At 72.5% G+C, this 21186-nt stretch carries 15 protein-coding genes; 6 read left to right on the plus strand and 9 right to left on the minus strand.

The genetic code is table 11. The features are described 5' to 3' along the window. Nucleotides 1–1232 precede the first annotated feature (1232 nt). The 6 genes from ACIBQ6_RS40890 to ACIBQ6_RS40915 all read right to left on the minus strand — a co-directional run bounded on the left by ACIBQ6_RS40890 (nt 1233) and on the right by ACIBQ6_RS40915 (nt 6661). Entirely contained in the window at nt 1233–1649 is a 417-nt protein-coding gene (locus ACIBQ6_RS40890; protein ID WP_352352819.1) for a VOC family protein, read from the minus strand. Nucleotides 1650–1669: 20 nt separating this feature from the next. Beyond that, complete coding sequence (locus ACIBQ6_RS40895) at nt 1670–2113, minus strand: helix-turn-helix transcriptional regulator (protein ID WP_357987330.1); 444 nt, start codon at nt 2111–2113, stop codon at nt 1670–1672. A gap of 435 nt (nt 2114–2548) precedes the next feature. Continuing rightward, nucleotides 2549–2743: a hypothetical protein gene (locus ACIBQ6_RS40900; protein ID WP_357987333.1), complete on the minus strand. Its 195-nt coding sequence runs from the start codon at nt 2741–2743 to the stop codon at nt 2549–2551. 41 nt (nt 2744–2784) lie between these two features. After that, on the minus strand, nt 2785–3054 hold the full coding sequence (locus tag ACIBQ6_RS40905) for a WhiB family transcriptional regulator (RefSeq protein ID WP_125636897.1): 270 nt from the start codon (nt 3052–3054) through the stop codon (nt 2785–2787). A gap of 547 nt (nt 3055–3601) precedes the next feature. Then, complete coding sequence (locus tag ACIBQ6_RS40910) at nt 3602–4471, minus strand: acyl-CoA thioesterase II (protein WP_352352821.1); 870 nt, start codon at nt 4469–4471, stop codon at nt 3602–3604. 156 nt (nt 4472–4627) lie between these two features. Further along, nucleotides 4628–6661, minus strand: a complete 2034-nt coding sequence (locus tag ACIBQ6_RS40915) for an ATP-dependent DNA helicase UvrD2 (RefSeq protein ID WP_397218603.1) — start codon at nt 6659–6661, stop codon at nt 4628–4630. 154 nt (nt 6662–6815) lie between these two features. Here ACIBQ6_RS40915 and ACIBQ6_RS40920 point away from each other — a divergent pair, with 154 nt between their 5' ends. Together ACIBQ6_RS40920 and ACIBQ6_RS40925 are read left to right on the plus strand one after the other, a co-directional pair. Then, entirely contained in the window at nt 6816–7712 is an 897-nt protein-coding gene (locus ACIBQ6_RS40920; protein WP_358294329.1) for an alpha/beta hydrolase, read from the plus strand. An 85-nt stretch (nt 7713–7797) separates the two neighbouring features. Then, on the plus strand, nt 7798–8046 hold the full coding sequence (locus tag ACIBQ6_RS40925) for a glutaredoxin domain-containing protein (protein WP_358294331.1): 249 nt from the start codon (nt 7798–7800) through the stop codon (nt 8044–8046). A 55-nt stretch (nt 8047–8101) separates the two neighbouring features. On the opposite strand, the gene nudC is transcribed toward ACIBQ6_RS40925, so the two are convergent. After that, on the minus strand, nt 8102–9076 hold the full coding sequence (gene nudC / locus ACIBQ6_RS40930) for an NAD(+) diphosphatase (RefSeq protein WP_358294333.1): 975 nt from the start codon (nt 9074–9076) through the stop codon (nt 8102–8104). 146 nt (nt 9077–9222) lie between these two features. On the opposite strand from nudC, the gene ACIBQ6_RS40935 reads away from it, so the two are divergent. From ACIBQ6_RS40935 to ACIBQ6_RS40950, 4 genes are read left to right on the plus strand one after another with little or no spacing between them, the layout of a single operon-like run. After that, a complete protein-coding gene (locus ACIBQ6_RS40935; RefSeq protein ID WP_358294335.1) occupies nt 9223–10356 on the plus strand; it encodes a siderophore biosynthesis protein in 1134 nt (377 codons plus the stop codon). Beyond that, complete coding sequence (locus ACIBQ6_RS40940; protein WP_397218470.1) at nt 10353–11834, plus strand: IucA/IucC family protein; 1482 nt, start codon at nt 10353–10355, stop codon at nt 11832–11834. Before ACIBQ6_RS40935 ends, ACIBQ6_RS40940 begins: the two co-directional genes overlap by 4 nt. Continuing rightward, nucleotides 11835–13472 carry an IucA/IucC family protein gene (locus tag ACIBQ6_RS40945; RefSeq protein ID WP_397218471.1) on the plus strand — a complete coding sequence of 546 codons (1638 nt, stop codon included), beginning with the start codon at nt 11835–11837 and terminating at the stop codon, nt 13470–13472. After that, the gene (locus tag ACIBQ6_RS40950) at nt 13469–14530 is read left to right on the plus strand and encodes a type III PLP-dependent enzyme (protein ID WP_397218472.1); all 1062 of its coding nucleotides are present in this window, start codon (nt 13469–13471) and stop codon (nt 14528–14530) included. The genes ACIBQ6_RS40945 and ACIBQ6_RS40950 overlap by 4 nt, the downstream gene beginning before the upstream one ends. Here the strand turns inward: ACIBQ6_RS40950 and ACIBQ6_RS40955 are convergent. Together ACIBQ6_RS40955 and ACIBQ6_RS40960 are read right to left on the minus strand one after the other, a co-directional pair. Next, complete coding sequence (locus tag ACIBQ6_RS40955; protein ID WP_397218473.1) at nt 14519–17779, minus strand: ATP-dependent helicase; 3261 nt, start codon at nt 17777–17779, stop codon at nt 14519–14521. The two genes, ACIBQ6_RS40950 and ACIBQ6_RS40955, sit on opposite strands and share 12 nt — an antisense overlap. Further along, nucleotides 17773–21063 (minus strand): ATP-dependent helicase, encoded by a 3291-nt coding sequence (locus ACIBQ6_RS40960; RefSeq protein WP_397218604.1) that lies wholly within the window; start codon nt 21061–21063, stop codon nt 17773–17775. The genes ACIBQ6_RS40955 and ACIBQ6_RS40960 overlap by 7 nt, the downstream gene beginning before the upstream one ends. Between the last annotated feature and the right edge of the window lie 123 nt (nt 21064–21186).

Consider the following 21186-nt stretch of genomic DNA (forward strand, 5'->3'; position numbering starts at 1 on the left):
GGGCTCCGGGCTCCGGGCTCCGGGCTCCGGGCTCCGGGCTCCGGGCTCCGGGCTCCGGGCTCCGGGCTCCGGGCTCCGGGCTCCGGGCTCCGGGCTCCGGGCTTCGGGCTTCGGCAGGAGGGTACGGCTCTGCGGTAGGCCGTTTGTGATCTGACGTTCAGGTCCGTTCGTGCAGCCTTCGTCGCCACCAGGCATCCAGGTGCCGCTCTGTGGGTTCGAGGTCCGGATCGGGCAGGGTGCGACGGCGTAACTGTCGATCAAGCCTGCTCACGATGCGGCGCAGTTCGGTACGCGCGAGTGCCGGCAGACGGTCGATCTCCGACTGCAGGAGGTCGCGGGAGTAGACCAGATCACAACACGGACAGTCCGGCCGAGGAAGCAGCAACCTCCTACCCGGCTTGCGCAGGAACTCTTCATAACGCTCAAGCGCCCGGGCGATTGACGGAGACCATCGCTTCCGGGCGTCTCCGGTGCCGGACCGGATGGCGTCAAGGTGGCCGCTGGGCTTTGGGGCCTGAGCCCCTGATCGGTGCATGGCGCGTACGACGCCTGGCGGCCTACGCGGCATCGTCCCTTCGGATCGCGATCATGTCGCCATCGTGCCATGGGCCTTTCATCAGCGCGAAAGTGCTCCGGTATGGGCACCAACCGGCGATCGAGCTTGGGCGTCAGGGACAGGCGAAGGCTGGGGTGGCCGTTCGTCCAGGCCGGACTGGTCTCTGTGAGGGCCGGGCAAGGGGTTGCTGGGGTGGCGGATCGCCTTGAGACGCCGTGCCTGGACGCTTGGGCGTTGGTGAGCTTGCCCGCATCCGCGGCACACCCGTCGTATCGGTCGCAGGCCGAGCCTCGAAGGGGGTTGTCCGAGGTCGCAGTGGTGACGCTTGAGGGTTGCGCACGGCAAGGTCGTCCCCGGGCCGGCGGGGGAGGGGGTGACGTTCCTGATCACCGATCAGGAGGGGCGGCCCCAAGGACGTGTTAGGTGTGATGGTGCTGACTGCGAACCAGGGATGACTCTCGTGGATGCTGGTGAGGGCACGCCCCCAAAGCACATTCAGGGTGATGGAACCGAGCGCGGACCAGGGATGACGTTCCTGATCGCCGGTCAAGGGGGCAAGCCCAAGGGCGTGTCAGGAGTGATGGTGCTGACTGCCGACCAGGGGATGACGTTCCTGGACGCGGGTCAGAGGACGCCCTCAAAGGACACGTCCAGGGTGATGGTGCCCGGGGGTGGGTCAGGGGTGGCGTTCCTGGATGCGGATCAGGTTGCCGGAAGGGTCGCGGACGGCGCAGTCGCGGACGCCGTACGGCTGGTCCATCGGCTCCTGGACGATTTCGGCGCCGCTGGCCTTCAGGCGTTCGAAGGTGGCGTCGAGGTCGGTGGTGGCCAGGTTCACGCCGGCGTAGGTGCCCTTGGCCATCATCTCGGTGATGGTGCGGCGTTCGTCGTCGGTGATGCCGTAGCCGTTCGCGACCGGCGGTTGCAGGACGATGGAGGTGTCCGGCTGGCCGGCGGGGCCCACCGTGAGCCAGCGCATCCCCTTGTAGCCGACGTCGTTGCGTACCTCGAAGCCGAGGGCGTCACGGTAGAAGGCCAGGGAGGCTTCCGGGTCGGTGTGCGGGAGGAAGCTGGAGTGGATGGTGATGTCCATGGAAGTCACGCTAATTGGGGTCAGGTAAGCGCGGTCTCTCGGTTCCTGATGGGTCTGGTCACCTGTTTCGCCACGCACGACGGCATCCCCGCGGTCGCGCTCGCCGCGCGGCGACGGTAGACGCTGGGTGGCACGCCGACCAACTCGGTGAAGCGGGTGCTGAAGCTGCCGAGCGAGGAACAGCCGACCGCGAAGCAGACCTCGGTGACGCTCATGTCGCCGCGGCGCAGGAGCGCCATCGCGCGTTCGATGCGGCGGGTCATCAGGTAGCCGTACGGGGCCTCGCCGTACGCGCGGCGGAACTCGCGGCTGAGGTGGCCGGCTGACATGTTCACGCCGCGGGCCAGGGCTTCGACGTCGAGCGGCTGGGCGTAGTCGCGGTCGATGCGGTCGCGGACGCGGCGCAGCAGGGCGAGGTCACGCAGGTGCTGCGCTTCGGCGGGTCTGCTGGTCACATGCGCCATCGTACGTCGGCCCGAGGTCAGCCGGGACCGCCGGCCACCCAGCTCACAGCGCACTCTCCGCCCTACGAACGCCCCCGACACGAGTCCGACATGCCGGAAAGAACCAGGCATCGAAGACAAATAGCTGGAAGGCCGGGTTCCCAGCAGCGCAAGAAGATCACCCGAGGGCCGGATCGCGAATCACGGAAGGAGACAGACGGGCCAAGGCCCTCGACCGCAGGCAGCACCGTGCTCCCCGGCGACCGGACCACAGCTCATCCGACCGAACGCAGAGGGCCCGTCCCCCAGCACTCCCGACCGAGCGCAGACGTCCCGCAGCTCACCCGGCAGAACGCAGGCGTCCGGGCATGGAAAGAGCCGGGCGCTGGGTGCGCCCGGCTCTTCAGAGGCAGGTGGGGATCAGGAGATCCTGCGCCGGCGGCAGGACCTCCTTGATCACACCTGCTGGCTCAGCGCCTTCCGCAAGCGGTCGTTGGCCCGCTTGACCTCGCGTCGCGCCCGCTGTACGCGGCTTACGCGCAGGATGAGACGCTGCTCCTCCGCTTCGCGGTGGAGAGTTTGTATTCGGTCGTTGACCAAGTCATGAAACAGATACGGCACGGCCAGGCTCCTGGTGGAAGAAGTGCTCATCGGTGTTCTTGTTCTCTCTCGCTCGTTGGGCTGGTGGGTGGTCAGGCAGCGACCGGGTGCTTGCGGGGACGCCCGCGCGGACGCTTGCGGGGAACGACTGTTCCCCTGAGGATCAGTTCGCCGCCCCAGACGCCCCAGGGCTCCTCGCGCTCCAGCGCGCGGGCCAGGCAGGCCTGCTGGATCGGGCAGCCGCCGCAGAGAGCCTTGGCGAACTCGACGTCCTCGGGTGACTCTGCGAACCACAGGTCAGGGTCGGTACGACAGGGGATCTTGGCTTCGTCGATCAGGTCCATGATCGTCTTGGCCCCCATCTGCTTCTCCTTTTGATCGAGCTTTTTGATCTTGGTCGGGCACCTCGGAGGTGGTCGGGGATCGCGGAAAAACAAAGAGGCCGCGGATCCTGTGTGCGGATCCGCGGCCTGGGGGCTGCTATGTGCCGGTCAGGTTATGACCGGAGCATCCCTCCAGGGTTGCGGACCGCACAGTCCACCCTTGGTGAGCTGGTTGATCGGGGCAGCGATACCTGCGCCATAGACAGGAACGCCTTGCGGAGCGGCGACACCCGCGTGAGCCCTCGCACGAACGGCGGGGGCCTGGCTACGGGCAGACTTCTCCTGCCGCAGCTTGGCCGGCCCATCGGCGAGCCTCACCGAGTCACGGCACGCGGAAGCGAGCCACTGCGTGGCCGACATCTGGATGCTCATCACCGGGGCTCACCTCCACTCATCAGATCGTCGGAAACAGGAGTGTCCGACTCGCTTGTCCATGACCCTAAACCGGGAAGCCGGGAAGGGGCAACATATTTTCTACCTGCGATTTTGTGACACAACCACGGTGTCACAACGTGCTGCGAACCGACTACTTCGCCACGCGGATCATCGCCTCCTGGACGACGGAGACCACGAGCTCGCCCGACGCGGTGAACATCTCGCCGCGTGCGAGCCCCCGAGCCCCCGCCGACCAGGGGGCCTCCTGGGCGTACAGGAGCCAGTCGTCGGCGCGGAACGGGCGGTGGAACCACATCGCGTGGTCCAGGGACGCGCCGATCACGTTCGAGGCTCCCCAGGCCATGCCGTGGGCCAGCAGGATCGTGTCCACGAGCGTGAAGTCCGAGGCGTACGCGGCCAGCACGACGTGCAGCAGCGGGTCGTCGGGCAGGTCGGCGTCGTAGCGGAACCACACGTTGGTCTGGGCGCTGCGCAGCTCGGGGTTGAGGTGCGCCTCCCACGTCAGGGGCGAGACGTAGCGGGCGTCCACGGGGCGCGGGCGCGAGAGCCACTCCCGCAGCTCGGGGTGGTCGCCCAGCACCTCCGACATCCTGTCCTGGAACGTCGGCAGCGTCTCGGGGGCGGGCACGACGGGCGCCACCGACGCCTGGTGCTCCACGCCCTCCTCGAAGATGTGGAACGAGGCCGACATCGTGAAGATCGCCTTGCCGTGCTGCACGGCGACGATCCGGCGGGTGGTGAACGACCGGCCGTCGCGCAGGCGCTCGACGTTGTAGACGATGGGGATGGACGGGTCGCCCGGCCTGATGAAGTAGGCGTGCAGCGAGTGGACGTGCCGGTCCTTGGGGACGGTGCGGCCGGCCGCCACGAGGGCCTGCGCGGCCACCTGGCCGCCGAAGACGCGCTGGATGCGCTCCTCCGGGCTTCTGCCCCGGAAGATGTCAAGCTCGATCTGCTCAAGGTCGAGCAGGTCGAGCAGCTCCTTCAGCGCCTCGTTCACAGGGCCCCCTCACAGACGAACCTTCCATGGACAAGTCTGACGTGCCACGCCTGTTCCCCCAAACCCGCCCTGCCTTGCCGGAATGCTCCCGTCTCACCGTTTCGCCCGGTGGGGAAGGGGCTCACGCGCGAGGGGGCCGGCCGTACGTGAGGGATCTCACCCGCGGCACAGGCCGAGGACGGCCTCGCCGTAGCGGTCGACCTTGACCCGGCCGATGCCGGCGATCGACAGCAGTTCCTGCTCGGTGGCCGGCGCGCGTTCGGCGATGGCCTGGAGGGTGACGTCGGTGAAGACGACGTACGGCGGGATCTTGGCCTCCTTGGCGGTGGCCGTGCGCCAGACCTTGAGGCGTTCGAGCAGGGCCTCGTCGTAGTCGGCGGGACAGGTCGCGCAGCGGCCGAGCTTCTGCTCGGCCGCTGCCACCAGCGTCTTGGCGCACACCCGGCAGCTCACCGGCGCGGCGACCGTGCGGCGTTCGCTCGCCGGGGTGGTCATGCGGGGCGGTGTGGAGGCGCGACCGGTGAGCCCGTCGAGGAAGCGCGAGGGACGGCGGCTCTTGCGCCCGCCGGGCGCGCGGGCCAGCGCCCAGGAGAGCGACAGGTGCTTGCGGGCGCGGGTGACGCCGACGTAGAGCAGCCGCCGCTCCTCCTCGATCTGCTCGGGGGTCTCGGCGTAGATGATCGGCAGCATGCCGTCGGTGACGCCGACCAGGAAGACCGCGTCCCACTCCAGGCCCTTGGCGGCGTGCAGCGAGGCGAGCGTGACGCCCTCCACCGGCGGCGCGTGCTGCTCGGAGGCGCGGCGTTCCAGCTCGGCGACGTACGCGGGCAGGTCGGCGCCCTCGGCGGCCATGTCCTCGGCCAGGTCGGCCAGCGCCTTCAGCGACTCCCACTTCTCCCTGGCCTTGCCGCCGCCGGGCGGGGACGGGGTCAGTCCGACCCCGGCCAGGATGTGGTGCACCTCCGAGGCCAGCGGCTCGCCCGCGGCCGACCGCGCGGCGCCGCGCAGCAGCACGACCGCCTGCCGCACCTCGGGACGCTCGAAGAAGCGCTCGGCGCCGCGCAGCACGTACGGGATCTCGGCCTTGGACAGGGCCTCCTCGTAGGACTCCGACTGGGAGTTGACCCGGAACAGCACGGCGATCTCGCGCGAGGGCACCCCCTTGTCCAGCAGCTTCCTGATGGCCCGCGCGACGCCGGCGGCCTCGGCGGGCTCGTCGTCGTAGTCGGAGAAGACCGGTTTGGGGCCGTCGGGGCGCTGGGCGATGAGTTCGAGGCGGTTGGGGGTCTTGGACTTGGCGATGACCAGGTTGGCCAGGTTCACGACCTGCGGGGTGGAACGGTAGTCCCGGACCAGCCTGATGACGGCGGCCTTCGGGTGCTCGACGGCGAAGTTGGTCAGGTAGCGGGGGCTGGCGCCGGTGAACGAATAGATGGTCTGGTTGGGGTCGCCGACCACGCAGATGTCGTCCCGGCCGCCGAGCCAGGTGTCGAGCAGGAGTTTCTGGAGCGGGTTGACGTCCTGGAACTCGTCCACGACGAAGTAGCGGTACTGCTGGCGGATCTGGGCCGCGACCTCCTGGTGCTCGGTCATCACGGCCGCGGTCAGTTCGAGGATGGTCTCGAAGTCGACCAGGTGGCGTTCGCGGCGGATGCGCTCGTACGACTCGTAGAGCCGGGCCACCTCCTCCGGCGAGCCGGGCGGCGTGCGGTGGTGCTTGGCGGCGGCGGCCACGTAGTCTTCGGGGCCGATCTGGGAGACCTTGGCCCATTCGACCTCGGCCGCGATGTCCCGCAGTTCGGACCGGTCGGGATTTTTCCGGATCTGGCGGCAGGCTTCGACCAGCACCGGCAACTTCGACTCGATGACCGAAGGGGCCTCGCCGCCGATCACCCGCGGCCAGAAGTAGGTGAGCTGGCGCAGGGCGGCCGCGTGGAACGTACGGGCCTGGACGCCCGGCGCCCCCAGCGCCCGCAGCCGCTGCCGCAACTCCCCCGCCGCCCGGGTGGTGAACGTCACCGCGAGCACGCTGGGCGCGTCGACCACCCCGCTGCGCACGGCGTGGGCGATGCGATGAGTGATCGCCCTGGTCTTGCCCGTGCCGGCGCCGGCGAGCACGCACACCGGGCCGCGCACCGCCTCGGCGACCTCCCGCTGTTCCGGGTCGAGGCCGCTGAGGACGTCATCCACGCTGTTCACCCGATCTTCCTCCCCGCAAGTGGCGCCGAAGCACTTTATTCTGGCAACATGCGGCCCGACGTATGTTCATAGTCACCGAGATGCAAAGGAATGGTTGCTTCCCCCACAATGGGGCCGACCATGCCGCATGGGGGAAAGGAAGGCCGTGCGAACAGCGGTTTTCGCGGGCGCGCTGGTGCTCGCTGCCGTGGCGCTCACACCTGCCGTCGCGTTCGCGGCCGAGCCGCCGGTCCCCGTGGTGACCAATCCCACAGACCCCGACGGCCTGGGCGGGCTGGCCACGGAGACCCTTTCCTACGGCCGCCAGCGCAACCAGGACATGGACGTGTGGTGGACGCCCGACGGCCAGAAGCGTCCCGGCGTCTTCCTGATCCACGGCGGCTGGTGGTCCGGCGGCGACAAGAAGTACATGAAGGAGATCACCCGTAGCTACGCCGACCTCGGGTACACGGTCTTCAACCTGAACTACCGCCTCTCCGGCGAGGCCGCCTGGCCGGCGCAGCGCACCGACGCGCTGGCCGCCATCGCCCTGGCGCGCAAGCACGCCGACCGCTGGGCCTTCGATGCGAGCAAGTACGTCGTCGTCGGCTTCTCGGCGGGCGGGCACATCGCCGCCTCGGTCGGCACGTACGGCAACGGCATCGCCGGGCTGAAGGGCGTGGTCGGGCTGTCGCCGATCATCTCGCCGCTGCGCGCGTACGCCGACGGCGAGAAGACCGCCGACCACGACAAGCGCAAGCTGCGCGAGGCCGCGATCCGGCTGGCCGGCGGCTGCGAGCCCAAGGGCAAGTGCTCGCGCGTCTGGGCGAGCATGGAGGTGGCCTGGCACGCCAGCGCCAAGGACGCCCCGGTGCTCACGGTGCACTCCGAGGACGAGTTCGTGCCGCCGACGCAGAGCCAGCTGCTCAAGCAGATGCTCGGCCAGGTGGGCGTGCCGATGACGATCATGACGGCGCCGGGCACCAACCACAGCGCTCCCCTGTACCGGGAGCCGGGCGTGGCCGAGCGGGTGCAGGCCTGGATCGCCGAGCGCATCGGCTAGAGGGCCCCGGGTAGGGATTAAGCGGGCGCCTCCGCGTTGTTGCACCGAGCGCCTGATTTTCCTGACCTTGGAGGGACAACCCGACATGGCGCTCACGGTCTACAGCACTACCTGGTGCGGCCCCTGCAAGCGGCTGAAGTCTCAGCTCGCCCGCGAAGGCATCGCGTTCAAGGAGGTCGACATCGAGCGCGACCCGGCCGCCGCCGAATTCGTCATGAGCGTCAACAACGGCAACCAGACCGTTCCGACGGTCGTGGCGGTTTCCCGTTCAGGGGTGGAGCACGTCAGGACCAACCCCAGCGTCATCGAGGTCAAGCGCCTGCTCGACTCCTAGGCCAGGACGCGGAAGGGGGAGCCCTGCTTCGGACTCCCCGGCTCCGCTCGGCAGGTCACCAGTCGCCGACGAGCTCGCCGCCGTACCACGTCTCGATCAGGCGGCGGGCTATCGACACCGGGGGCGGCAGGCGCACCTCGCCCGACCGGAGCGACGCCACCAGCTCGTCGCGGGTGAACCAGCGCGCCTCGGCGATCTCGTCGGCGTCGGGGGTCAGCGCGGTCGTGGTGGCGTCGGCGAAGAAGCCGAGCATGAGGCTGCGCGGGAACGGCCAGGGCTGGCTGCCCAGGTAGCGTGGGTTGACGACGTGGATGCCGACCTCTTCGGCGACCTCGCGGACCACCGCGTACTCCAGGGACTCGCCCGGCTCCACGAAGCCCGCCAGGATCGACAGGCGCCCCTCGGGCCACTGGGGGCCGCGGGCCAGCAGGCAGCGGTCGTCCTCGTCCCTGATCAGCATGATGACCGCCGGGTCGACGCGCGGGAAGTGCTGGCTGGCGTCCTTCGGGCACACCCGGACGTGGCCGCCGGCCTGCACCGACGTACGGGCGCCGCAGCGCGGGCAGAACTGGTGGGTGGCGTGCCAGGCCTCCAGCGCCACCGCGTGGACCAGCAGGCCCGCGTCGCGGTCGCCGAGCAGCCCGCCCACCTGGCGCAGACCCGCCGGAACCGGATGGCCTTCAGGCGTGTCGTTCAGGCTCATCGGCATCGTCACCCGGCCGTTGAGGTCGCCGGCCGGCGTGCCGGGCAGCGGCGCGGCCACCGCGAAGTAGGCGGTGCCGCCCTCGACGCCGAGCAGGTAACGCTCGCCCTGCGGCGCCTGCGCGGAGGTGTAGAGCACCGCGTGCACCTCGTCGCCGGCCCGCCGCACGAGAGTGTGGCCGTTGTCGATCACCAGCACCCTGGTCTCGGGGTCGGCCCACGCCTTCTCCAGCCATCTGTCGTCGGCACGCAGCGCCGACGATCTGTCGATGGTCCCCCGTGCCAGGAGCAGTGGGCCGATGAGTTGTTCTTCCGCGGTCTTTTCCACTGGCCGCCCCTCCCCAAGTCGCTTGTCATCCTATGACCTCGCAGTTAGCCGCCGATTAGGGTGTGCGGGCCCCGGAGCGATCATTCTCAGGCTAAGATCATCGAGTTAGGTTAGCCTTACCTGATTCCTGCGGGGGTGCCTTCGCGTTGCGGCTCTACCTGACCGCGCTCAAGCCGACGGACTCGGTGACGTACGGCTTCCTGCCCGCGGCGCGGGCCCTCGGGTGCGAGGTGACCGTCCTAACCGACCGGCCGGAGCGGCACCCCGGCTCGGTGCGGTGCGACGTACGCGACCCGCGCGCCCTGATCGACGCGGTCGAGCACCTGGGCAGGCCCGACGCGATCTTCTCCAACTCCGACCACCTTCAGGCGGAGACCGCCCTCGCGGCGTCGTACTTCGGACTTCCGGGCAAGGACTGGCGGGCCTGTCTGGCCGCCAAGAACAAGCTCCTGATGCGACGCGGGCTCGCGGCGGCCGGCATCGAGACGGTGCGTTCGCTGCGGCTGACACCCGCCGATCCGGTGCCCGAGCGCCTGCCCCGGCCCGTGGTGCTGAAACCCCGCGAGGGGGTGGCCAGCGAGGACGTCGTGCTGGTCGAGGACGACCTCCCGCGCGCCGTGGCCGCGGCCAGGCGGCGGCGTCCGGGCGAGACGCTGGTCGTGGAGGAGTACCTCGAAGGACCGCTGCGGACCCTGGAGACCCTCGGGGACGGCTCCGCGACGCGGGTGCTGGGCGGCTTCGCGACCACGCTGGGCCCGCTGCCGCACTTCGTGGAGGAGCGGCTCGACTGGGCGCCCGCCGCCGACGCCCACGTCCTGGCCGCGCTGCGGGCCCTCGGGGTGGGCTTCGGCGCCTGCCACACCGAGTACGTCCTGACGGCCGCCGGGCCGCGGATCGTCGAGGTGAACTACCGGGCGATCGGCGACCACTGCGACTTCCTGCTGGCCGACGTGCTGGGCGTGCCGCTGTTCGAGTGGATCCTGCGCACCCACCTCGGGGAGCCGGCGCCCGAGCCGCCGCCCGCGTCCCGGCACGGCTGCGCGGTCAGCGTGGTCGCCGACCGGCCGGGCGTCGTCAAGGAGGGGCCGCCGGAGGAGGACGTCGAGGACGGCGGCGTACGGCTGTGGCACCGGCCGCTGCGGGCCGTCGGGGACGTCATAGAGCTGACCCACACGAACCGGGACTACCTGGGCGTCATCCGGGCCGTGGGACCGGACCGGGCCCGCGTGGACGCCGCCGTCGAGCGGTACCGGGCGGCCCGGCCGTGGGTGGTCGGGTGAGGTCGCGGGAGGCGTACCTGGCCGCCCGGGTGCTGGACGCGCTGGTCCGCGAGGACTATGGCGGGCTGGCCGCCCGGCTCGACCGGACCAGGTCCGGGGCCGGGCTGCTGCTGGCCGACGGGCGGTGGGTCCGGATGGTCCCCGGGTCGCCGTTCCAGGACTTCGTGGTGGCGCCGGACGAGCGGCTGGGGCTGGAGCAGGTGCTGGAGACGCTCGTGGAGGTGTCCGACGCGGCCGACGCCGAAGGGGTGGCGGCCTTCTTCGACGAGTGCCTGACCGCCCTGTCCGCGCTGGAGCTGCACGACGCGCACGCCGAGGAGGTGCTGCGGCGCGGGCCGTCGTACGAGTCGCTGGCGGCCTTCGCCGACCATCCCGTCTACCCGACCTCGCGGGCCAGGATCGGCGCCTCGGACCGCGACCTGCTGGCGTACGCGCCGGAGTTCGCCCCCTCGTTCGCGCTGCGGTGGGCGGTCGTCCCCCACGCGGCGATCGTCCCCCACAGGGTGACGGAGCTTCCCGCGGACGTGCCCCGGCCGGCGGGCCGCGGTGTGCTGTTCCCGGTGCACCCGATGGCCGTCGGCGAGGTGCGGAAGATCGACGGGGTCCGGGTGCTGGACGAGGAGGCGGTCACCGTACGGCCCACCCTGTCCATGCGGACCGTCGAGGTGGGGCCGCGTACGCACCTCAAGCTGCCGCTGCCGGTGAGCACGCTCGGCGTGCGCAACCGGCGCTCGATCAGGGCGGGCACCCTGGACGACGGCGCGCGGGCCGAGCTGCTGCTGCGCCGGCTCGCCGATCCCGGCGTGCTGCTGGCCGACGAGCAGACCTACGCGCACGCGGGCCACGAGTACCTGGCGTGGATGGTCCGGCGGCTGCCGGAGGGACGGATCGTCCCGGTCGCGGCGCTGGCGGTGCCCGGCGTGCTGGACGAACTCGGCCCGGACGTCCTGCCCCGCTACCTGCGCCTGCTGCTGCGCTGGAACGTGCGGCTGTTCGTCCGGTACGGCGTCGCCCTGGAGGCCCACCAGCAGAACCTGGCCCTCGTCCTGCGGGACGGCGACCTGCGGCTGCTGGTCAAGGACAACGACGGCCTGCTGGCCTCGCCGTCGAGGCTGGCGGCGGCCGGGATCGACGTGCCGGCCTTCTCCGACGGGCGCATGCTCACCGACGACCCGCACGCGCTCGCCGACGTGTTCGTCACGATCACGCTGCACCTGGCCGCCGCGGCGGTGGCGTTCGCGGTGCTGCCGCCGGCGCGGGCGGCGGCCCTGGTGCGCGGCACGCTCGCCGAGGCGCTCGACGAGCACGGCGACCACCCCATGGCCCGGCTGCTGCGCGCCAGGACGCTCGACGCGGCCAGGCTCACCGGCAAGTCGATGGTCACCGCCGGGACGCTCGTGGCCAAGGAACGGTCCGGGGCGCGGGACGTGAACAAGTTCTACGGCATCAGCGGGCCCAACTACCTGAGGAGAGCGTGAATGGACGTCCTGGCCATCGGGGCGCCGGCCGAGGAGGCGACGCTGGCGGCCCTGCTGCGGTGCTGCGTGCGCGAGGTGGCCGGGCCCAGGGGGCTGGTCTGGCCGGCGCCGCCGTACGTGCTGCTGCGGGTGGCGGGGACGCTGCTGCGGGCCCGTACGCACGGCGGCGCCGCGCTGCGCCTCGACGGACCTCCGGAACGCCTGGAGAGCGGCTCCTGGCAGCCGCTGACGGTCGCCGAGCTGGTCCGGCTGACCGAGACCGACCTGGCCGGCCTGCCCGACCTGCCCGACGTGGCCGGCCTGCCCGGCCTGTCCGACCTGTCCGGCCTGGCGGGCCGGCAGGACGAGCAGGCGCGCCGAGGCCGGGGAGCCGGTGCGGAGCGCCTCCTCGCCGAACCCAACGGCGAGTTCGCCGGTCAGGTGGCCGCCAGCAGGGACGCCATCGCGGCGATCCTGGCGGCCAGGGCGCGGGCCGAGCCGCCCGCCGATCCCTGGCTGGCCTCGGAGCAGGCGCTCGTGTACGGGCACCCGTTCCACCCCACCCCCAAGGCCCGCGACGGCGCGGACTGGCTGCGCTACGCCCCCGAGGCCCACGCCGCCTTCCCGCTGCGGCTGCTCGCGGTACGCGACGACGCGCTGGCCGAGGAGGGTGACCTGACGGCGCTGGACGCGCTCGGCCCGGCGCCCGCCGGACACCGGCTGCTGCCCGCCCATCCGTGGCAGCTCGCCCTGCTGCGTCCCGCTCTCGGCTCCGAGCTGGTCGATCTCGGGCCGGGGCCGCTCGCCGTGCCGACCTCGTCGGTGCGGACCGTGTACGTGCCGGACGCCGAGGTGTGCCTGAAGTTCTCCCTGGACGTGCGGATCACGAACTGCGTGCGCAAGAACGCCTGGTACGAGCTGGCCGGGGCCGTCGAGCTCACCTCCCGGCTGGCCCCGCTGATCGGCGAGGTCGCGGCGCGGCACCCGGCCGTCCGCTGGCTTCCCGAGCCCGGCTACCGCACGGCACTCGGGCAGCGCGAGGGCCTGGGCGTGATCGTCCGGGCGAGCCCGTGGACGGCCTGCGACCCCGGCGTCACCCCGGTCCTCGCCGCCGCCCTCGCCGTGGACGCCGCACCGGCCGACCCCCTGGCCTGGTGGACGGCGTACGTGTCGGCGGTCGCGCTGCCGGTCGTGGACCTGTACGTCAGCCACGGCGTCGTCCTGGAGGCCCACCTGCAGAACGTGCTCGTCGGCCTGGACGCCGCCGGCCGGCCCGTCCAGGCGATCTTCCGCGACCTGGAGGGCGTCAAGCTCGTCGCGGGCCGCCACGACCTGGACGGGCTGCATCCGGCCGTGGCCGCCGCGCTCACCCACGACCCGGCGCGGGGCTGGGCCCGCGTCGTCTACTGCCTGTTCGTCAACCACCTCACCGAGATCGCCGCCACCCTGGCGGGCCCCGACGACGAGCTGCTGCGCGCGTTGTGGCGGGCCGCCCGCGACCTGCTCGCCCGCCAGGCCGCCGAGCTCGGGCAGCCGCTCCCGCTGCGCGACCTGCTGGCCGGGGCGCCGCTGCCCGCCAAGGCGAACCTGCGCGTGCGGTGGGCCAGAGCGGCCGACCGCAGCGCCGGCTACGTCCCGATCGCGAACCCGCTCGCATGAGCGGCGTGCTGGAGGCCGCCGCCCGGCTGCCCGCGTTGCCCGCCTACCTCTACGACCTGCCCGCGCTCGACGAGCACGCCGCGTCGGTGCGCGCGGCGCTGTGCGAGGTCGAGCTGTACTACGCGGTCAAGGCCAACCCCGACGCCGAGCTGCTGCGGGTGCTGGCCCGGCACGTGGACGGGTTCGAGGTGTCGTCGGCGGGCGAGCACGCGCACGTCTCCGCGCTGCTCCCTGGCGCGCGGCTGGCGCTCGGCGGGCCCGGCAAGACCGACGCCGAGCTGCGGCTGCCGCACCACCGCCTGCACGTCGAGTCGCCGTACGAGCTGCGCCGCCTGCTCGCGACCGGGCTGGAGGCCGACGTGCTGCTGCGGGTCAACCCGGACCTGCCGGTCGAGGGGGCCGCGCTCACGATGGACGGCCCCTTCGGCATGGACGAGGCCGGGCTGGCCGAGTGCCTGCCGCTGTTCACCGGCCGCGTACGGCTGCGCGGCCTGCACGCCCACCTGGCCAGCGGCCTGAACGCCGCCCAGCTCCTCCGCCTGGCCGGGGCCCTGCTGGAGACCGGGCATCGGGAGGTCAACCTGGGCGGGGGCATGGCGGTGTCGTACACGTCGGGCGAACGCTTCGACTGGGCGGCCTACGGCGAGGGCCTGGCCGCGCTGCGGGCCGGGCGGCGGCTGCGGGTCGAGCCGGGCAGGTCGCTCACCGCCTACTGCGGCCACTACGTCACCGAGGTCGTGGAGGTGAAGCGGGGGCGCGGCCAGGCGTACGCGATCGTCCTGGGCGGGACGCACCACCTGCGCACGCCGGTGACCAAGGGCCACGACCAGCCGTTCACGGTCCTGCCCACAGGCGGCGGGCCCGGGGTCGCCGGGGAGCCCGTGACGTTCACGGGCCAGCTGTGCACCCCCAAGGACGTCCTCGCCCGGAACGTGGTGACCTCGGTGCGGGCAGGGGACCGGGTGGTGTTCGGCATGGCCGGGGCATACGCCTGGAACATCTCCCACCACGACTTCCTCATGCACCCCCGCCCCGCCTTCCATTACCTACGACTCTGACGCCGGGACCGCCTCGACGAGCGCGACCAGCCCGTCGGCGTCGAGCAGGTTGACCGGCCGCACGGTTCTGTTGGCCCGGACGTAGTGGAAGGCCGCGCTCACCTTCTCCAGCGGCACCCCGGCCAGGTGCGACCACGCCAGCCGGTACGCGGCCAGCTGCACCGAGGCCGTGCGGGCCGCCTTCCCCCTGGGCGGGACGCCGGTCTTCCAGTCGACCACCTCGTAGCCGCCGTCGGGCAGCTCGAAGACGGCGTCCATCCGCCCGCGCACCAGCCGGTCGGCGATCATGGTCTCGAACGGCACCTCCAGGTCGACCGGCCGCCGGTCGGCCCACTCGCTCTCCTCGAACCGCTCCTGCAGCTCGGCCAGCCGCACGTCGGCCTCCTCCAGCTCCTCCAGCGGGTCGAGGTCGAAGTCGTCGATCAGCCGCTGCTGGTCCCACCGGCTCTCCAGCCACTTGTGGAACGACGTGCCCCGGCGGGCCAGCGGCGCGGGCTTGCGCGGCACCGGACGGCGGATCCTGCGGGCCAGCTCGGCCGGGTCGGTGGCCAGCGTGACCAGCGACGACACGGTCAGCTTGGCCGGCAGCTCGACGACGGTCGCCGGCCTGCGCCGGTTGAGCTCGCGCTCGCGCAGCAGCAGGTCGGTGTCGCGCTCCCAGGCGCGCAGGCGTTCCTCCTCGAACGGGCGCAGCGGCTCGTCGTCCTCGTCGGCCAGGTTGCCGGCCAGGGCGTCCTCGACCAGCCGGGCGCCGTCGAGCACCGACTCGTAGCGCAGGCCCTCCGGGGTGACCGGCCAGACGGCCTCGGCCGGCTCGGCGAGCAGCGGGTTCGTCGCGCCCTCGGCGAGGTCGCCGGCCCAGTAGGACACCCGGTCGGCCGTGTCGCGGATCTCCAGCAGGAACTCCGACGGCTCCAGCGGCTTGGTGGCGCTGCCCCAGCGGTAGCCGGAGGCGATGAGGTGGTAGTGGGCCCGGGTGACGGCGACGTAGGCCAGCCGCCGCTCCTCCATCAGGTCGCGCTCCCGGCACTGCTCGTCGAACGCGGCCAGCTCCTCCTTGCTCAGCCCGCCCAGCCGGGGCAGGTCGGCGGCGTCGCCGCGCAGCGGGTAGGGCAGCTTGCGCGGGTTGTCGGTCCAGCGGCTGTTCATCACCGGCGTGGCCGGGAACACGCTGCCCGTCGCGATCGTGCCCTTCGAGCTGAGGAGCCGCGACAGGCCGGGCACGACCACGACCGGCCACTCCAGCCCCTTGGACGCGTGGACGGTCATCAGCTTGACGCTGTTGCTCTCGCCGACCCGGCCCGCCTCCAGCCCGAACTCCTCGCTCTCGGCCGCCTGGAGGTAGGCCAGGAACGCGCCCAGCGTCGGGTCCTCGGCGTCGCCGGCGAACCTGGCGGCCGCGTCGATGAAGGCGTCGAGGTCGGCCCGCGCGGCGAACGCCCCGGCCGTGCCGCTGCGGGCGGCCACCTCGATGTCCAGGCCGAGCCGGCGTTCGATCTCGGTGACCAGGTCGGGCAGCGGCTGGGCGGTGTGGCCGCGCAGGCTGCGCAGCTCCTGGGCGAGCGCGACCAGCCGGGTTCGGGCCAGCGGCGAGAGCGACTCCAGCCACTCGGGCCGGTCGGGCAGCTCGTCGAGCGCGTCGACCAGGCTGCCGCGCTCCTCGGCCAGGTCGGCGACCACCTGGTCGAGCGGGTCGTCGGCGCGGTGGCTCTCGCTCAGCTCGCGGGCCAGCTCCCTGGCGTGCTCCCCCAGCACCCGCAGGTCGGCCGGCCCGACCCGCCAGCGCGGCCCGGCCAGCAGCCTGGCCAGCGCGTCGCCGGCGGTGGCGTCGTAGAGCACGCGCAGGGTCGCCACGATGTCGCTGACCTCGGGCACGGTCAGCAGGCCGCCCAGCCCGACCACCTCGACCGGGATGTCGCGGTCCTCCAGCGCCTTGCGCAGCGCGGGGAACTGCGAACGCTTGCGGGCCAGGATCGCGACGTCCTGGGGCTGGAGGGCGAGGGTCTTCTTGCGTTCCTTCTCGCCCCAGGGCAGGCCGTCGGGGGCGGTCTCCTGGCCGAGGATCCGGGCCACGCCGTCGGCGATCCACTTCGCCTCGTCCTCGGCGGTCTCGTGGAAGGCGCAGGTGACGCGGCCCCGGTCGACCCGGTTGGGCCCCGGCACCAGCACGGGCACCTCGCGGGCCTCCATGCGCAGCGGGAGCTGGACGCGGGCGGCGACGTCGAGCACCCGGTCGCCGTTGCGGAAGCTGACGCTGAGCTGGCGGACCGGCGCCTCCTCCCCGGCGCCGGTGCGGAAGTCGCGGGGGAAGCGGCGCAGGTTGCCCGCCGAGGCGCCGCGCCAGCCGTAGATGGACTGGCAGGGGTCGCCGACGGCGGTGACCGGATGGCCGCCGCCGTAGAGCGAGCGCAGCAGGACGAGCTGGGCGTGGCTGGTGTCCTGGTATTCGTCGAGCAGGACCACGGAGTAGCGGGACCGTTCGATCTCGCCCACTTCCTTGTGGTTGGCGGCGATCCGGGCGGCCAGCGACATCTGGTCGCCGTAGTCGATGACCTCGCGGCGGCGCTTGAGCCGTTCGTACGCCTCCACCAGCGGCAGCAGCTGCTCCCTGGCCGCGTGCACGCCGACCGGCTTGCGCTGCGCCACGGTCGTGCGGCCGGGCAGCGCGGCCAGCCGGGCCTCCAGCCACTCCCCCACCCGCCGCACGTCGGCGGGCCCGCGCAGGTGCTCCGACAGCTCGCCGGCGAGTTCGAGCAGGGCGGCGGTGACCGAGGGCGGGCCCAGCTCGATCTTGTCCATCGGCCCGTCGTACAGGGCCACCACGCGCGAGGCGAGCTGCCACGACACCGCCGGGGTGACCAGGCGCATGGTGGGTTCGAGCGCCTCGCGCAGGGCGTGGTCGGTGACCAGGCGGGCGGCGTAGGCGTGGTAGGTGGAGACGGTCGGCTCGTTGTCGAGCGCGCCGGGCGCGACCAGGCCCGCCTCGGCGAGCCCGGTCAGGCGCTCCCTGACCCGGACGGCCAGCTCGGCCGCGGCTTTGCGGGTGAACGTCAGCCCCAGCACGTTCTCCGGTTTGACCAGGCCGTTGGCCACCAGCCAGACCACCCGCCCGGCCATCGTCTCGCTCTTGCCCGAGCCCGCGCCCGCCATGACGACCATCGGTTCGAGCGGCGCCTCGATGACCGCGGCCTGCTCGCTCGTCGGCGGCAGGATGCCGAGCTTGTCGGCCAGTTCGACCGGGTTCAGCACACCTGGCCCCCGTTGTCGTTGACCGGGCAGCTCGCCCGCGCCGCGCACGTGCGGCAGCCGTCGTTCACCTTGGCCTGGAAGAACGGGCCCGACATGCCCGTGGCGACGGTGTCGACCAGGTCGCCGGCCCAGCCGGGGTTCTTGTCGTCGGCCAGCGCGCCCTGCCGCTGCTCGGTGGCGGCGTTCTTGCCGGCCGCCTTGCCGAGCTGGACCAGCGCGGCGCCGCCGGGCTCGGTCATGCCGTGCCGGGCGAACGCGCCGAGCAGCGCGGCGAGCTGGTAGACGCCGAGCTGCGGATGCCGGTCGAGCTCGCCCGCCTTGGGCTTGGAGCCGCCGGTCTTCAGGTCGATGATCACCGCGCGGCCGTCGTCGTCGCGCTCGACCCGGTCGACCCGGCCCTTGATCTGCACGCCCTCGGAGACCGTGGCGACGAACGACTCCTCGATGGCGACCAGCTCACGCGGGTTGTCCTTCTGCCAGCGCAGGAACTTGCCGATCATCTGCTCGGCGACCTGGCGTTGCTTGCGGTTGTACCAGACGCCGCCGAAGTCGAGCTCGTTCCAGACCTGGTCGAGCCGCTCGCCCAGGGCGTCCTCGCCGGGCAGGTCGGTGGCGGCCAGCATGGCCAGCGCGTGGATGACGTTGCCGAGGCCCTGGGCGGTGCTGGTGCCCGCGGCGCCGACCGCCGTCTCCAGGAGCCAGCGCAGGCCGCACTTGGTGAAGCTCTCGACCGCGGACGGGGAGATGTTGACGATGCCGTCCGGCCAGCTCAGCGGGCGGTCGTCGGTGATGGGGGTGAGGGCGTACCAGTCGTTGGGGTGGGCGCCCTGGACCCCGGCGGCGGCCAGGCGGGCGAGCTGCCGCGCGGCGCGCTGCCGGACTTTGGCCGGTTTGGTGGGGTCGGTCACCGCGCTGCGGAGGTCGGCCACCAGCGCCGACATGGTCAGCCAGCGCGCCCGGTCGTCGACCGTGGCCGACTCGACCGCGCCCGGCATCAGCTCCGACAGGAAGCGGGAGGGCCGCTCGTCGGTGTCCTCGCCGCCGACCGCCGTGACCACCAGCCGCCGCCTGGCCCGCGTGGCCGCGACGTAGAACAGCCGCCGCTCCTCGGCCAGCAGCTTGGAGGCCAGCGACGCGGCGCTCGGCTCGGCGCCCTCGACCACCTCCACCAGGTCGTCGGCGCCCAGCAACGACCCGCGCAGCCGCAGGTCGGGCCAGACCCCCTCCTGGACGCCCGCCACGACCACGATGTCCCATTCCAGGCCCTTGGAGCGGTGGGCCGTCAGCACCCGCACGGCGTCGCCGTCGGGGGCGCGGTCGGCCAGCGTGTCGCCCGGGATCTCCTGGGCCGCCAGGTTGTCGAGGAACACCTCGGGGCCCGCCTTGGGCATGCGGTCGACGAACTTGGCGGCGTGGTCGAACAGCGCCACCACCGCGTCGAGGTCGCGGTCGGCCTGCGCGCCGCGGGAGCCGCCGGACAGGCTCTGCTCGGTCCAGCGCGGGCCCAGGCCGCTGGCGTGCCACACGGCCCACAGGAGGTCTTCGGCGGTGCCCTCCTGCGCGGCGGCCTCGCGGGCGGCGGCGAGCAGCTTGGCGACGCGTTCGGCGGGGAGGGCGACGTGCGGCTCGACGCGGGTGAGCTCGCGGGCGTCCTGGATCGCCGCCACCAGCAGCTCGCCTGACGACCGCGCCCCGGCCTTCCCGGCGACCGGCTCCTCCTCGGCGGCCGGCTCCTCCTCCGCGACCGGGTCCTCCTCAGGGGCCGGCTCCTCCTCCGCGACCGGGTCCTCCTCGGGGGCTGGTTTCTCCTCGGCCGGTCCCTCCGCGGTCGGCGGCTCCTCGGCGGCCAGGGCCTCGTTCTCGGCTATCTTGAGCGCCCGGCGCAGGCGGCGTACGCCGATCATGTCCGTGCCGCCGAGCGGGCCGGTCAGCAGCTCCTCGGCCACCCCCTCGTCGAGCTGCGCCGGGTCGAGCGCCACCCGCAGCATCGTGAGCAGCGGCCGGACCCCCGGCTCCTGGGCGATCGGCGCCTCGTCGCCGGCGATCATCGTCGGCACCCCGGCGTTGACCAGCGCCCGCCGCAGCAGCGGCACCTGGCGCTTGGCCGAGCGCACCAGCACCGCCATGCGGTGCCAGGGCACCCCCTCGATCAGGTGCGCCCGCCGCAGCGTGTCGGCGACGATCGCGGCCTCCTGGCTGGTGCTGTCGGCCAGCAGGACGCGCGCGTCGCCGGGCTCGACGCCGGCCGCCGGGACCAGGTCGCGGTGGCCGTGCCGCTGGTCGTGGTCGGGGGCCGGGGCGATCGGCAGGCGGGCGGCGACCCGGCGCGATGCCTCCAGCAGGTCGGCCCCGCTCCTGCGGCACACGCGCAGCGCCACCACCGGCGCCTCGCGCCCGTCGAGCGTCCTGAACCGCTCGGGGAACTTCATGATCCCCTGGACGTCGGCGCCCCGGAACCCGTAGATCGACTGGTCGGGGTCGCCCACCGCGACGAGGTCGCGCCCGTCGCCGGCGAGCTGGTCGAGCAGGTACTCCTGGGCCGGGTCGGTGTCCTGGTACTCGTCGACGAACACCATGTCGTGGGCGGCCCGCTCGCGCGCGCGCACCTCGGGCCTGGTCAGCAGCGCCGAGGCGGCCCCGATCAGCTCGGCGTAGTCGTAGGTGTCCTCGGGGTCGAGGTCGAACCGGTCCTGGTAGCGCTCGTAGAACCGGCCGGTGGCGATCCAGTCGCTCCGGCCGTGCAGCCGGCCGAGCGCGACCAGCCGCTCGCCGTCGAGGCCGCGCTCGGCGGCCCTGGACAGGAAGTCGCGCACCTCCTCGGCGAAGCCGCGGGTCTTGAGCGCCTCGCGCAGGGACGGCGGCCAGTCGAGCGCGCCGTTCTCCAGCTCGCCGTGGAGCAGCCGGCGGATCTCCAGAAGCTGTTCGGGGCCGGTCAGCAGGCGCGGCGGCGCCTTGCCCTCCAGCACGGACTCGCGGCGCAGGAGCGCGTAGGCGTAGGAGTGGAAGGTCAGCGCCAGAGGTGAGCGGGTGGTGCGCCGCAGCCGCCCGGTGACGCGCTGCCGCAGTTCCTCGGCGGCCTTGCGGCTGAAGGTGAGGATGAGCACCCGTTCGGGGTCGGCCCCGCGCCGTTCGATACGCTCGACCACGCTCTCGACGATCGTCGTCGTCTTGCCCGTGCCGGGCCCCGCGAGGACGAGCAGCGGGCCGCTCCGGTGCTCGACCACGGCACGCTGATGTTCATCCAGCGCAGGAGGCTCAACAGGGCCTCCGCTGCCACGCCGCACCAACCGCCAGGTCTGACCACTCACAGCACTAGATTCCACCAGACCACACGGACAGATCGTGCCGACTTACCCGGTCTCCCGCCGCGATCCGCCTACCGTATCGAGGCAAATATCCGAATATCG

Source organism: Nonomuraea sp. NPDC049655, from assembly GCF_044465465.1.
Lineage (GTDB): Bacteria > Actinomycetota > Actinomycetes > Streptosporangiales > Streptosporangiaceae > Nonomuraea.

Excerpts from the sequence above, each read along its gene's own strand:
- ACIBQ6_RS40950 (WP_397218472.1), top strand. The coding sequence starts at position 13,469 with ATGAGCGGCGTGCTGGAGGCCGCCGCCCGGCTGCCCGCGTTGCCCGCC.
- ACIBQ6_RS40905 (WP_125636897.1), bottom strand. The coding sequence starts at position 3,054 with ATGGGGGCCAAGACGATCATGGACCTGATCGACGAAGCCAAGATCCCC.
- ACIBQ6_RS40925 (WP_358294331.1), top strand. The coding sequence starts at position 7,798 with ATGGCGCTCACGGTCTACAGCACTACCTGGTGCGGCCCCTGCAAGCGG.
- ACIBQ6_RS40895 (WP_357987330.1), bottom strand. The coding sequence starts at position 2,113 with ATGGCGCATGTGACCAGCAGACCCGCCGAAGCGCAGCACCTGCGTGAC.
- ACIBQ6_RS40945 (WP_397218471.1), top strand. The coding sequence starts at position 11,835 with ATGGACGTCCTGGCCATCGGGGCGCCGGCCGAGGAGGCGACGCTGGCG.
- ACIBQ6_RS40900 (WP_357987333.1), bottom strand. The coding sequence starts at position 2,743 with ATGAGCACTTCTTCCACCAGGAGCCTGGCCGTGCCGTATCTGTTTCAT.
- ACIBQ6_RS40890 (WP_352352819.1), bottom strand. The coding sequence starts at position 1,649 with ATGGACATCACCATCCACTCCAGCTTCCTCCCGCACACCGACCCGGAA.